The organism is Archangium sp., assembly GCF_036389735.1.
In the GTDB taxonomy this organism is placed as follows: domain Bacteria; phylum Myxococcota; class Myxococcia; order Myxococcales; family Myxococcaceae; genus Archangium.
Map to the genome: position 1 here is coordinate 1 of NZ_DASVWK010000727.1, position 13,274 is coordinate 13,274.

Annotated in this window: 9 protein-coding genes and 1 pseudogene; 5 read left to right on the top strand and 5 right to left on the bottom strand. The window is 68.2% G+C overall.

Going from position 1 to position 13,274, the window contains the following annotated elements; translation table 11 throughout:
- Nucleotides 1-182: pseudogene (locus VF794_RS25755) on the bottom strand (class I SAM-dependent methyltransferase); the annotation flags it as partial.
- 52 nt (nt 183-234) lie between these two features.
- On the opposite strand from VF794_RS25755, the gene VF794_RS25760 reads away from it, so the two are divergent.
- On the top strand, nt 235-933 hold the full coding sequence (locus VF794_RS25760; protein ID WP_331114846.1) for a TIGR02269 family lipoprotein: 699 nt from the start codon (nt 235-237) through the stop codon (nt 931-933).
- 23 nt (nt 934-956) lie between these two features.
- On the top strand, nt 957-1,673 hold the full coding sequence (locus tag VF794_RS25765; RefSeq protein ID WP_331114847.1) for a double-CXXCG motif protein: 717 nt from the start codon (nt 957-959) through the stop codon (nt 1,671-1,673).
- A 21-nt stretch (nt 1,674-1,694) separates the two neighbouring features.
- On the opposite strand, the gene VF794_RS25770 is transcribed toward VF794_RS25765, so the two are convergent.
- The 4 genes from VF794_RS25770 to VF794_RS25785 all read right to left on the bottom strand — a co-directional run bounded on the left by VF794_RS25770 (nt 1,695) and on the right by VF794_RS25785 (nt 3,800).
- Entirely contained in the window at nt 1,695-1,877 is a 183-nt protein-coding gene (locus tag VF794_RS25770; protein WP_331114849.1) for a hypothetical protein, read from the bottom strand.
- Nucleotides 1,852-2,253, bottom strand: coding sequence for a hypothetical protein (locus VF794_RS25775; protein WP_331114851.1), 402 nt, complete (start codon nt 2,251-2,253; stop codon nt 1,852-1,854). Before VF794_RS25775 ends, VF794_RS25770 begins: the two co-directional genes overlap by 26 nt.
- 208 nt (nt 2,254-2,461) lie before the next feature.
- Nucleotides 2,462-2,992 (bottom strand): hypothetical protein, encoded by a 531-nt coding sequence (locus VF794_RS25780; RefSeq protein WP_331114853.1) that lies wholly within the window; start codon nt 2,990-2,992, stop codon nt 2,462-2,464.
- Nucleotides 2,993-3,029: 37 nt separating this feature from the next.
- A complete protein-coding gene (locus VF794_RS25785; RefSeq protein ID WP_331114855.1) occupies nt 3,030-3,800 on the bottom strand; it encodes an SDR family oxidoreductase in 771 nt (256 codons plus the stop codon).
- A 468-nt stretch (nt 3,801-4,268) separates the two neighbouring features.
- Here VF794_RS25785 and VF794_RS25790 point away from each other — a divergent pair, with 468 nt between their 5' ends.
- The 3 genes from VF794_RS25790 to VF794_RS25800 all read left to right on the top strand — a co-directional run bounded on the left by VF794_RS25790 (nt 4,269) and on the right by VF794_RS25800 (nt 13,240).
- On the top strand, nt 4,269-8,144 hold the full coding sequence (locus tag VF794_RS25790) for a kelch repeat-containing protein (protein ID WP_331114857.1): 3,876 nt from the start codon (nt 4,269-4,271) through the stop codon (nt 8,142-8,144).
- Nucleotides 8,145-8,855: 711 nt separating this feature from the next.
- Nucleotides 8,856-11,561: a Kelch repeat-containing protein gene (locus tag VF794_RS25795; protein WP_331114859.1), complete on the top strand. Its 2,706-nt coding sequence runs from the start codon at nt 8,856-8,858 to the stop codon at nt 11,559-11,561.
- Between the two features lie 191 nt (nt 11,562-11,752).
- On the top strand, nt 11,753-13,240 hold the full coding sequence (locus VF794_RS25800; protein WP_331114861.1) for an ELWxxDGT repeat protein: 1,488 nt from the start codon (nt 11,753-11,755) through the stop codon (nt 13,238-13,240).
- The last annotated feature ends 34 nt before the right edge of the window (nt 13,241-13,274 follow it).

A 13,274-nucleotide genomic window follows, 5' to 3' on the forward strand; every position in this document is an offset into this window, starting at 1 on the left:
GTCCCGAGCTCCCGCGCGAGCACGAGCGTCTGCTTCCCCGGCCCGCATCCCAGGTCGAGCACCCTCGGCGAGGCGGGCAGCCACGGACGCAGGCGGCGGAGGGCCTCGCGGGTGCAGTCGTCACTGCCGGGCCCCTCGCGAGGCAGGTCCGTGTGGAGCAGGAAGAAGGCGTCAGCGAGCATGGGGTGAGCCTATCTTCCTCGGACCTCGGACACGTTGCGTAGGATGGGCCGCATGGACTTCCTGACCACCGGGAGAGGACTCGCGCTCCTCTGCGTGTTGCTGAGTGCTTGCGTCACCTCACCGCCCATCGGGCGAGAGCACGACGAAGCACCCGAGGCGGTGCTCTCTTGGGAAGAGGCCCGAGCGGACCCCAGCTGCGTGGTGCCGCTGTGTGACGCGGAACGCTGTGCCGTCTGGCGCTGCCAGGATCTGCTGGAGGTGGAGGACGCCCCCTCCGTGGTGCTGGCACGCGGGCCCACGCCCCAGGCCTCCCGCCCTCCCCTGGTGGGAAACCCCAGCCGATGGTGGGGACGCCCCCTGGCCGCGCCCACTTCCGTGGAGCCCGTCTTCGAAATCCCCTGGCACAACTGGAAGACCCGCCAACAGCCCTCGCCGCAGCGGACGCACCCGCTCTCGTGCATGCTCCCGCCAGAGCCCCTCGAAAAGCACCACATCTTTCCTCAGGAACTGGCTGCGTGGTTCAAGCTCAAGAAGATCGACATCCACGCCTTTACCCTCCGCCTTCCCAGGAGCTTTCACCGGTGGCTGCACAGCGGCAGCGGCAGAGGAGGGCAGTGGAATGAGACCTGGCGGCAGTTCCAGAGAGAAAACCCCGAAGCCAACAAGGATCGGATCTGGCGATTCGCGTTCGAGCTCATGACACGGTTTGGAGTCAATGAACGTCCGCTCGTCCCGTACTATTGCGACTGAGGAAGGCGGGAGAGAATGCACGCATGCACTACTTCAGTGTCGAACCAGACAAGTCTTCAGCCTACACGGGTAGCGTTGATGGCTCGCACAAATGGCTTCTCCCGGGAGTGGATTCCTGTCCTGCCTGTCAGTCCACCTGGGGAGACAATTCCAGAACGTACCCGTCAGTGGATTTGACCCCCGTGTCCTCCCTCGCCGACTTCGTGGAAGCACGGGCCGAGCCTATCGAGGAGTATGAGCGACTGTGTGAGCTGGTACGTCCATTTCTGCCTCCAGGAGCCCTGCTGAAACCGGGTACATCCCTGGGTCCACTCGTAGGCAGGGCGCAGGGGCGCTTCGGGCCACTCGCGGCTCCCTATCCCTGGTGGCTCCTGGTGCAGCGCGAGGCCCTGGAGAAGCTCCAGGCCGATGGCCTTCGCGGACTCAATGGGTGCCCCACCCAGCTGCGCTTCCGCCAGCGGAACGCGCCTGAGTTGCTCGAACTGGAGCTCCTCTCCGCCGGACGCTTGCATCCCGATTGCCTGCCTGGGAACCGTGAGCCCCGTTGCACTCGCTGCGGCCGTTTTGGCCTCAGCCTGCCCAAGAACCGGCTGCTGGACGCCACCACGATTCCCCAACACGTGGACGTCTTCCGCCTGGAAGACTTCTCCACCGTGATTGTCTGCACCGAGCGCTTCGTCAACGACTGCCAGCGTCTGGGATTGGATGGCGTCGTGTTCCACCCCGTGCCGGCGGCATGACGGGGTGACGCTCGGGTGGCTTCAGGGCACGGTGCCCCCGGCTACCCGGGCCTCCGACAGCAGCTTCGGTAGCTCCGCGGCCTGGAAGGTGTCCTCCCGCTCCAGCCCGCCCCCGCAGCGCACGTCGCCCCCGCGCTCGCGGGTGACGGGGTCGCGGGAGAAGACGAGGAAGCCCGGCTCACCACCGGTCCCGCGTCGCGGCACCACGTGCATCCGCTCGGCGGCCTCCCGCACCTCCGAGTTCCGCAGCAGCGACCGTGCCACCTCGGCATCGGGCACGCCTTGCGCGGACAGGCGCAGCGCATCCGCGCACAGCTCCTTGTTCGCCTGCTCCAGCCGGGGCGAAGTCGCTCGGGGGGAGCGCCTGTCCGTGCTCGGCCGCGTAGGCCCACAGCGCCACGCGCAATTCCTCCAACCGCTGGCGCCGCGCCTGGAGCAGCAGCTCCTTCTCCGGGGGCAGCTCCGTCTGCTTGAGCCGGTGGGTGGCGCCCGTCTTCTCCCAGGCCCCGGGCGTCATCAGCTCGCGCCCGCCGGCGATCATCGAGAGCACGAGCTGGAAGCCGAGCCCCCAGAGGAACACCAGCGCGAGCGCCGCCCCGAAGCCGAGCGGGGCAGCCGGGGCACGTCACGCCTCAACCGGTTCCACAGCGCCCACACCGCGAGCGCCACCCCCAGGAAGACGAGCAGGAAGAAGGAGATGGCCTGGAAGCGAGGGCGACGGCCGGGGAGAGCAGGACGAGGGCGAAGGAGAGGCGCGCGGACACGAGCCCCAGTCTGCCCGCCCGACGTCAGACGCGGAAGGGGCCGGGGTGGCCCTGCGGCCAGAGCACCCGGGGTTCCTCTCCCTCGGGCACGACGGCGATGACGGCCCCCTCCAGCAGGTCGTCCTCATCGAGTGCCTCGACGAGGGTGCGCACGGCCACCTCCGGCTCCATCACGTGGCAGAAGACATTCATGCGCCCGGGCTGCGTCTCCCCGCCCTCCACCTCACCGTTGCCCGTCCAGCCCAGCACGTTCGTGAGCAGCTCCTCCACGGAGTGGCGCTTCTCGAAGTCGTGTCCGGAGCCCTTGCCCTGGAGGGCGTACTGCACGACGAGCGGCACCAGGTTCTCCGGGTAGGGCTCGTCATAGCCCGCGTCCACCAGCGGCTCGGCCGCCTGGGCGATGGCCATGTCCGGATCCTCGTCCGCGGGCACGGGCGTCTCCTTCTCCTCGCCCGACTCCCCGACGATGCCCGAGTGCACGGTGAGCTTCCCCTCGTGCACCCACGCCACCCAGTAGCGGAGGGTGTCGCCTTCCTTCTTGTAGAGCTTCAGCACGGCCGCACTCTACACGCCGGGGCGGCCCCCGCCCGAGTCAGAAGGCACGGCCCTGTCCACCATCCACCGGCACCGTGGCCCCCGTCACCCACTTCGCCCGCTCCGAGCAGAGGAAGACGACCACGTCGGCCACCTCCTCGGGCGTGCCGAAGCGGCCCCAGGGCAGCTCCTCGCGCACCAGCTTCTCCACCTTCTCCGGCTGCGACCGCCGCCGCCGATCCCAGCTTCCCCCGGGGAAGAGGATGGAGCCGGGCGCCACCCCGTTGACGCGGATGCGGTGGCGCGCCAGGTCGATGGCCATCTCCTTGGTGAGCGCGGTGAGGCCCGCCTTGGCCGTCGTGTAGGGCGCGCTGGTGCCGTACTCGCGGCCGTAGATGGAGTTGATGTGCACGATGCAGCCGCCGCCCCGGGCCTTCATGCGCTCCACCGCGTGCTGGCTGCACCACACGGCGGCCAGGAGGTTGCGGTCGAGCACGTCCTTCCACTGCGGCGCGGTGGCCACGTCGAAGGCGCCCACGCCGCCACTGCCGCCCACGTTGTTGACGAGGATGTCCAGCGTGCCGAAGGCCCGCACCGCCGCGTCCACCGCCGCCGCCGCGCCCTCCGGGGTGGCCACGTCCCCCGCCACGGTGACCACCTCGGCGCCAGCGGCCCGGAGCTCCGCCGCCGTCGCTTCCAGCCCCTCCGCCCCGCGCGCGCTCAGACACACCCGCACGCCCTCGCGCGCCAGCGCCGTGGCGATGGCCCGACCAATCCCCCGGCTGCTTCCCGTGACGAGTGCCGCCCGTCCCTCGAGGTCCAACTCCATGCGGTGCCTTCTACCTCGGAGCCCTCGCGAAGGCAGTGTCGGACGCCACGTCTTCGTCCTGTTCGACGTCTCCGGATTGAAGGGCGGAAATGCCCTGGAATCCGTTCAGAAACTCACCCTGACGGAGGTGAAGGCAGCCCTCGCGCGCCAGGGGATGACGGGCTTTGGCTGGGTATTCATTCCTTCACTGCCGCCTCATTGAAATTCTACACCCGGGGAATACGTCGAACATAGTTCGCCTGGCAGGCGCCTCTATTCAGTTGGTGAAGCCCGCCGGCTCACACCGGAGTGGCACCGCTTCACGTGAAAGGCCGCATGACCATGAGCACACAGTCCGAGAGAGAAAGAGTTTTGCCTCAAGGGGCCAGGCGCCGTGCGGTAACGGCTGGCTTCTGGGGGGAACGGGGAGTGCGCTCCTCTCGTGGGGGGGAATGGGGGCGTCTGGTTTTCATGGTGGTGCTGGGGCTGGTGACCCTGAGTGGCCCCGGCTGTGGCAGGACCCTCTCGGAAGAGGAGCCCGGGGCGGCGCGTCCCGAGAATGCCGCTCGGCGGGGGCGGCTCTCCGTGTCCAGCGAGGCGAGCACCGCCTCGTGGATACGTACCAGCAACCTGGCCCAGGGCCGCGTCCTGCACACGGCGGCGTCCCTGCTGGAGGGCCGGGTGCTGGTGGCCGGCGGCTACAATCGCGCGTCGGAGGTGTATGACCCGGCCACCGGTACCTGGACGCGCACCGGGGACACCCTCGTCTCCCGCCGCGCTCACACGATGAACACGTTGCAGGACGGGCGGGTGTTGATGGTGGGCGGCGAAGGCTGCCAGGCCTCCACCTCCTCGGAGGTGTATGACCCCACCTCGGGCACCTGGAAGGCCACGGGCCCCCTGAATACGTGCCGGGCCCACCATGCCTCCGTGCTGCTGCCCTCGGGCCGGGTACTGGTGGTGGGGGGGACCGATGGCGCGGGCCGGGTGCTGGCCTCGGCGGAGGTGTACGACCCGACCACGGGCACCTGGACGTCCACCAGCGCCCTGGGCACGGCCCGCACCCAGTCCACGGCCACGTTGTTGACCTCGGGCCGGGTGCTGGTCGCGGGCGGTGACAATGGAGGACTCCTCGCCTCGGCGGAGGTGTACGACCCGGCCACGGGCACGTGGACGGCCACCGGTGCCATGGGCCAGCCGCGCCGCTACCACACGGCCACGCTGTTGCCCTCGGGCGAGGTGCTGGTCACGGGCAGTGGTGGCGAGCGGGGGCCGGCCGCCTCGGCGGAGGTGTACGACCCGACCACGGGAGCGTGGACGGCCACCGGTGCCATGGGCCAGCCGCGCCGCTACCACACCGCCCTGCTGTTGCCCTCGGGTGGGGTGCTCGTCGCGGGGGGCTACCACGACTCCACCGGCATCTCCTCCACCGCCGAGGTGTATGACCCTGGCACGAGGACCTGGAGCGCCACGGCCCCGTTGAACGTGAGCCGCTACAGGCACACCCTCACGGCGTTGCGGGATGGGCGGATGCTGGTCGCGGGTGGCTTCAGCGCCCAGGACCAGTCCAGTGCCGAGCTGTATGTCTCCACGCGGTCCTCCCCGGGAGGCGTCACGGAGCCCTCGGGCACCAGCCTGCTGCTGGAGGTGTTGGACGCGAGCGGTCAGCCCATTCCCTCCGCCGCCGTCTCCCTTGGGGACGGACTGCTGCCCACCGATGGCGCTGGTCGCTTGCTGTTGCAGCCACTGCCTCCCGGCCGCTTCACGACCCGGGTCGACGCCCCTGGCTACGCCTCCGCCACCGTCAGTGTGGAGCTGAGCGAAGGCCTCAACGTCGGCGCGCGGGTGCGCCTGCTGCCCGTGGGAACCGCTGTCCCCTTCCTGGCCGAGAATGGCGTCTCCGTCCAACACCAGGGGGTGAGCGTGTCCCTCCCCGCGCATGCCGTGGTGGATGCGGACGGACAGCCCGTCTCCGGCCCTGTCCAACTGCTGGTGACCGCCCTGGATCCCACCCTCGGCCTCGCCACCCTCCCTGGCCCCTTGGAGGGCGTGGCCTCCGCCTCCGGCGAGCGCGTTCCCATGGAGAGCATCTTCATGGCCGAGGTGAGCCTTCGCGGACAGGAGGGTCAGCCCCTCCAACTCGCTCCCGGCGCACACGCCACGCTCGAGTTCCCCCTGCCCGCGGCACTGGCCGCGCGCTTCCAACCGGGGGACACCATTCCCGCCTGGTGGCTGGACCTGGATCGAGGCCTCTGGGTGGAGGAGGGAGCCGGTACCGTACGCACCACGGATGACGGTCGCGTCGTCTGGGTGGTGCAGGTGGCCCACTTCACGTGGTGGAACGCCGACAAGCCCTACGACACGAGCTGTGTGAACGTCACCGTGCGCGACGCCCTGGGGATGCCCGTTGCGAACGTGCCCGTGATCGCCGTGGGGAAGGACTACGCGGGCTCCAACTCCAACTATACGGGGATGTACGGCACCACCTGCGTGATGATGAAACGAGGCGGCACCGCCGACGTGCAGGTAGGACACCCGGGAGCACCCGTGGGCGGGGCCCAGACGGTGACGAGCACCACCCAGGGGCTCTGCGGTGGCAACTCCTGTCAGTCCCTCACGATCGTCATTCCCAAGTCCCGCATCTGCATTCCCGGTGCCTCCACTTCCTGCCCCTACAACGGTCCCGCCGGGGTCGGCATCTGCCGGGCTGGCACCAACACCTGTGACACCCTGGGGATGAGCTGGAGTGGCTGCCAGGGCCAGGTCCTCCCCGCGGCCACCGACAACTGCGCCACCGTCTTCGACGACAACTGCGACGGCGCCATCAACGAGTCCTGCGGGCAGTGCACGTTCGGTAGCACCGAAGCCTGCTACTCGGGCCCCCAAGGAACGCTCTGCCCGGCAGGCACGTCGTGTCCGTACCAGTGGTGCAGCGCCGGCACCCGCACCTGTGATCGCTCCGGTCATTTCGGTGCCTGTCTGGACCAGAAGCTCCCCGCGGCCAAGGACACCTGCGCCACCACCGTCGATGACAACTGTGACGGCTCCACCGAGTGCAATGACATCTACGTCTGGAGCCGCCGTTTCGGTGATGCCGCCTGCCAGGAGGGGTTGGGCGTCGCGGCCGACACCGCGGGCAACGTGATCATCAGCGGCCTCTTCCAGGGGACGGTGGGCTTTGGTGGCCCCACCTTCAGCAGCGCTGGCGGCAACGACGCCTTCGTGGCGAAGCTCAATGCCAATGGCAACCATGTCTGGAGCCACCATCTCGGCAACCCGGGCTACGCCATCAGCCTGGAGGTCGCCACGGATGGAGCGGGGAACACCCTCGTGGCCGGTGTCTTCAATGGCGTCCTCCTGTTCGATGGCGCGCCCCTCCTCACCAGCACGGGCGCCACGGACAGTTTCGTCGTGAAGCTGGATGCTGGCGGCAACCTGCTCAAGGCGACGGTCATCGGCGGCCCGGGTCCGCAGGAGGCGTGGGGCATCGCGGCGGATTCCCTGGGAGATGTGCTCGTCGCGGGACGGAACTGGGACACGCTGACCGTCAACGGTATCGCGTACCCCACCTCTGGCGATGCGGATGCCTTCGTCGTCAAGCTGGGTGGGGCCGATCTGTCGCCGAAGTGGACCCGGAACTGGGGCGCGGCGGGCACCGATACCGCGGAAGGGGTGGACACGGACACGAACCAGAACATCCTGCTCACGGGCAGATTCACGGGCACCGTCAGCTTCGGAGGGCCAGCCCGGGTCAGCAAGGGAGGCGCCGATGCCTTCGTGGTGAAGCTGGACGCCAACGGCAATTGGCTCTGGGACAGGGCTTTCGGAGCAGCGGGGACGCAGCTCGGTGCGGACGTACAGGTCGATGGCGCGAACAATGTGGTGGTGGCGGGCGGTTTCGACGGCACCAACGTCGACTTCGGAGGGCCTCCGCTCTCCAGCAAGGGCGACTGGGACATCTTCCTGTTGAAGCTGGATGCCAACGGTGTGCACCGCTGGAGCAAGGGCTTCGGTGGGCCGAGCGCGGACTTCGCCGAGGGAGTCGCCGTGAGCGGCAATGGCGGCATCGCCATCACCGGCGAGCTCGTGGGCCCCACGGATCTCGGAGGAGGGCCACGCACAGGCCATGGTGGACTCGACTCCTTCGTCGCCTACTTCGACCAGAACGGGGCACATCGCTGGAGCCAGGTGCACGGCGACCTCACGGAGCAAGCCGGCCTCGGCATCACCTTCGACAGCATGGGCAACGTGCTGGTGATTGGCGATATGGAGGGGCGGGTGCGCTTCGGCCAGGACCTGCCGAGCGAGCAGCGCAGCAACGGCTGCTATGACGTCTTCCTGCTCAAGTTGAAGTCCACGCCCTGAGACAACCCGCGTAGGAAAGCGCGAGCCCGTGGAGAAGAGATGCAGCCGCCCTCCACGGGCTCGAATGCTGGGAAGACCGGCCGGTTCCGAGTCCCCAGCGGAAGCGAGCATGAGTACAACGAAGATCGCCATTGTCTCCCTCGGAGTGGTCAGCCTGATCTCGGCGGGCCTCTATTCGTGGCAGCCAGGGCTCGACCAGGAACCGCCGGCAGCACGAGTCGTTGCCGGCCGAGGCCCTCAACCCGGAAGTGCCCGGTCCGACCCACCTCGGCCCGCGACCGCGGTCTTTCCCGCGTACACCCCTCCTCAACCACTCGGAAGCCACGGAGCCGCGGACATCCGCCAGGGTCCGGTCGACAGCGACCTCGAGGAGGCCCTCGCCACGGCCCGCCAGGACACGGATCCCCAGCGGCGTATCGAAGCACTGCGATTCCTCGGGGAGCATGCGGCCCAAACACACCTGGATGCCTTGCAACAAATCCAGGCCCGGGACCCTGTCCCGGAAGTTCGTCGCGCCGCCGAAGCAGCCGTCCACCTCCTCATGGCCCGATTCACCGGCCAACCCTGGCCCGAACTTCCTTCCACGGGAAGACCCCACGACTACATGCGGGCCCTGTCCCCACCTGGGGCTCCCTGATTCACGTCTCTCAGCAACCCAACCAGGAACCGGGCAGGAAGGTCGGCTCATTTCCTGGGCAACAGGAGAATACCTTGGCAACAACCGCCACCAAGTCGCTCATCGTCGCCAGTGTGCTGGCCCTGATGAGTCCCCTTCCAACACAAGCACAGCCGATTCGCGTCTACACGCGAGACGCCGACTTCGACAGAGGCGACCTCAAGGGCGTCAACCATGACGCCCCTGGGAACGACCAACTTCAGATCAGCTTCAACAAACCTTCCGCCGTGGCTCCGTATCTGTGGGTCGCCAACTATGCCCAGGACACGGTGACCAAGATCGATACGAGGACCGGCCGCCAGGTCGCCATCTACGACTCGGTGCTGACGCACAACCCGGACGGGAGCATCCCGCCGGTACCCGCGCCGCGCAGCGGCTGCAACTCCCCGTCGCGCACGACGGTGGATGCCGCTGGCAACGCCTTCGTGGCCAACCGCGGCTTCTGCCCTGACGGAGCGGTCACCCTCCCGTCCGTCACCAAGTTTGGCGGTCCAGGCGAATGCAAGGATCGCAACGGCAATGGAACGATTGAAACCTCGAAGGATGTCCAGCCCGATGGGATCATCGACCTCAACAACCCGGCGGAGTACCTCGGGCAAGCCGACGAGTGCATCCTCTGGACGAGGACCTATGCGGCGCCCGGCGATCATGGTCGCTCGGTAGCGGTGGACGCCGAGCAGAACCTGTGGCTGGGCGGCTATGCGAGCTCCAAGCTCTACCAACTGAGCAACGAGACCGGTGCGTTGCTGCAGACCCTCTCTCCCCAAGACGAGACCGGGCTCTCCTTCCTACGCATCTACGGAATCGCCATTGGCCCGGGGGGGATCATCTACACCTCGGACGTTGATTATGGGGCGCTACAGAGGATCGACCCGAAGGCTCCCGTGGGAACGCGGGTGCAGGTGCTCTACGCCCCCGTGCCCACCTACGGCCTCGCGGTGGACACGCACGGCATCGTCTGGTTGGGCAATTGGAGCACGTGGCGGAATGGTGGCCTGGTGCGGGCGGATTTCAACGCGGGAACGGTTGACGTCATGTCCATTCCCAGCCCCGTGGACTGCGCGGGCGGCACCCGAGGCGTGGCCGTGGATGGCACGGGAGACATCTGGGCGGCCTGCTGGCTCACCAACCGCCTGGTGCACTTCAACTCCGCGGGCACCTTCCTGGGGAGCTATCCGACAGCCGCCGGAACGCTGGGCGTGGCGATCGACAACGATGGCAAGGTCTGGACCGCGAACCAGAGCAGCAACACCGTGACGCGCGTCGACCGCGGCGGCAGCATCCAATCGTACCCCGCGGGCGGTCATCCCTACTCGTACTGGGACATGACGGGCTTCCAGCACCGTCACTTCACGATGCGCGAGGGCGAGTGGACGGTCCTGCAGGACAGCGGCACGCTGGGGAAGAGCTGGGGCTCCTTCCACTGGAACCATGAGCCGCAGGGCTCCACTCCCGCCGGCACCAGCATCCGCATGTACGCGCGGGCCGCGGATGAGCCAACGGCGCTCGCCTCCCAGACGTTCGTCGAGGTGACCAACAACACACCCTTCTCCGGTGTGAACGGCCGGCACCTGGAGGTCAAGGCCCTGCTGCGGACGCAGAACCTGCTCCCCCCCGAGTCCCCCGTGCTCAGCGACCTGACCGTCCTCCCGCGGATGTGCTGGAAGGACGTGACTCCTTATCTACCGGTGGACACGGTCGACAAGCCAGAGGACGCCAACCCCAGGAACTCGAAGCTCGGAATCCTGGCTCACGAAGCCGTGCTCCTGAAAACGGGTGAGGTGCTCACCGTGGGGGGTTGGAACGAGAACACCACCCGCCTGTTCGACCCGAACACCAACACGTGGAGTATCGCCGCGCATGTCGAAACAGCCACCACCACCCGTCGCAACCATACCGCCACCCTGTTGCCAAGGAGTGGCTACGTCCTGGTCGCGGGTGGCACCAACGGCCAGGCGGAGGTCACCGCCAAATTGTATGACCGTGCCAACAACAGGTGGCTCGGCACCGGAAGGATGAACCAGCCACGCGTCCACCACACCGCCACCTTCCTGCCGAAGACTGGCCACGTCCTGGTCGTTGGTGGCGACGCAAGCGGGGCCGTTGGCACCGCGGAGCTGTACGACCCGGACTCCGGCGTCTGGACTCCCACGAGCAGCCCGAACAAGGGGCGCCGCAAGTTCCACACCGCCACGCTCCTCTCGGATGGCCGCGTCCTGGTCACCGGCGGCTGGGGTGCTGACTACAGCTTTCTCACCACGGCCGAGGTGTATGACCCCGACACTCGCACCTGGACCCTGGTCGGCCCCATGACGACGGCTCGTTACGAGCACACGGCCACCCTGCTCCCGGATGAGCGCGTGTTGGTGGTTGGCGGCAACATCAATGACAAGGTCCTGGGGGCCACGGCCGAGATCTACAACCCGGGCACCAAGGCCTGGACGCGCACCGGTAGCATGAAGCATGCACGCTCCAGGCATGCGGCGGTCCTGCTCAATCAGGGCATGGTGCTCGTCACGGGCGGCTATCACACCTTCGAGGGTTTCAAACCCGTCGAGCTGTACAACCCGATTACCGGCACGTGGATCGTCACATGTAACATGAACTACCCGCGTGAACTCCACACGATGACCCTCCTCGGTGATGGTGGGGTACTCGTCATCAGTGGGGATAGCCCAAACAACCGGACGGTGCCCTTGGACCAGAGGGATCAGGGTTCGGCGGAGCGGCTCTCTCTGTAGAGCCCGCGAGACGGTTCCGCCTCGTTGGATGCGCCCCGAGGTGCCGACATGGCCTCGGGGCGTCTCCTTTTCGATGTGTCGGGCATGGCACTCATTGAGCAGCCCGGCGGTGCGAGCACCCGTCCCGCGAGATGGGCCATCACCACCTTGCAGCCCCACGCGGCGCCAGCCGCACGAGTACGGAGCTGCACATGATGAAACATTGGCGTTCCCTCCCAGCCCTGCTGGCACTCGCCACGGGTTGTACGGTCTCCCTCGACGAAGCGCCCACACCGGGCGAGCACGTGTCTCCGCTGGCGGTCCGGGAGGGCCGCTCCTGGGAGCCCTGCGCCACCACCGCGCGCCTCTTGGCGGACCTCGCTCCGGGGATGACGGGCTCGGAGCCCGGAGAGCTGGTGCATGGGGACGGCGTGCTCTTCTTCACCGCCGACGATGGCGTGCACGGCCGCGAGCTGTGGAGCAGCAGTGGCCCGGGAGGCACCGGCACCTTCCTCGTCAAGGACGTCTTCCCGGGGGCCGGAGGCGCCGAGCCCACCGACCTCACCGTGGCGGGCGGCCGGGTGTTCTTCGTCGCGGAGGATGGGGTGCATGGCCGCGAGCTGTGGGTGAGCGATGGCACCGCCGTCGGCACCAGACTGGTGAAGGACATCCACCCCGCGACGACGGACCTCGGCCCGAGCGAGCTGGTGGAGCTCAATGGGGTGGTGTACTTCGCCGCCAACGATGGCGTGAACGGGCGCGAGCTGTGGCGCAGCGACGGCACCTCCGCGGGGACCTTCCTGGTGGAGGACCTGTACCCGGGCGCGGACATCTTCAGCCCGGACTCTCCTGGCAGCTCCTCCCCGCGCCGCCTGGTGCGCACCCCGAGTGCCCTCTACTTCGTCGCCAACGTGGGCGAGGACGTGAAGTTGTGGCGCAGCGTGGGCCTGCCCGGCGCCACCCCCGTCTTCGAGGCCTTCGAGGACAACGTCATCTTCCGCATGACCCCGGTGGGCGCCAATCAGGTGTTCTTCCTCGTGGACCCGGACGAGGGCGAGGCCGACCTGTGGGTGACGGAGGGCACGCTCGCGAGCACGCGCTTCCTGCGCTTCTTCCCGGGCCGCTATCCGCACGACCTGACGGCCTTCAACGGGAAGCTCTACTTCAGCGCCGGAAAGGGCACCTCCGGCGTGGACGGAGACCCCGAGGGCGAGGAGCTGTGGGTGAGCGATGGCACGGTGGCCGGCACGAAGCGGTTCATGGACATCTACCCCGGGCCGGGTGACTCCTCACCGGCCGGGCTGAGCGTGATGAACGGCCGGCTCTTCTTCGCCGCGGATGATGGGGTGAGCGGGCGCGAGCCGTGGGTGAGCAATGGCACGGCGTCCGGGACGCACCTCTTGAAGGATCTCGAGCCGGGCGCCGCGGGCTCGGCTCCCACGGAGCTGACGCCCATCAAGGGCACGCTCTTCTTCAGCGCGGAGACGGTGGGGCGAGGACGGGAGCCCTGGCTCGGTGATGGCACGGCGGCGGGGACCCGTCCGCTGACGGAGTTGGCCCCAGGGGCCTCGGGCTCGGGTCCGAGCGGCTTCATCCGCTCCGGCTGGGACGTCTTCTTCACCGCCGACGAGGGTGTCCATGGCCGCGAGCTGTGGAGCCTGCCGTTCCGCCCCGAGGAGCACTGCGCCCGCGGACGTTGAGAGCGGAGCGGGCAGCGACCCCAGGAGGGAGGGC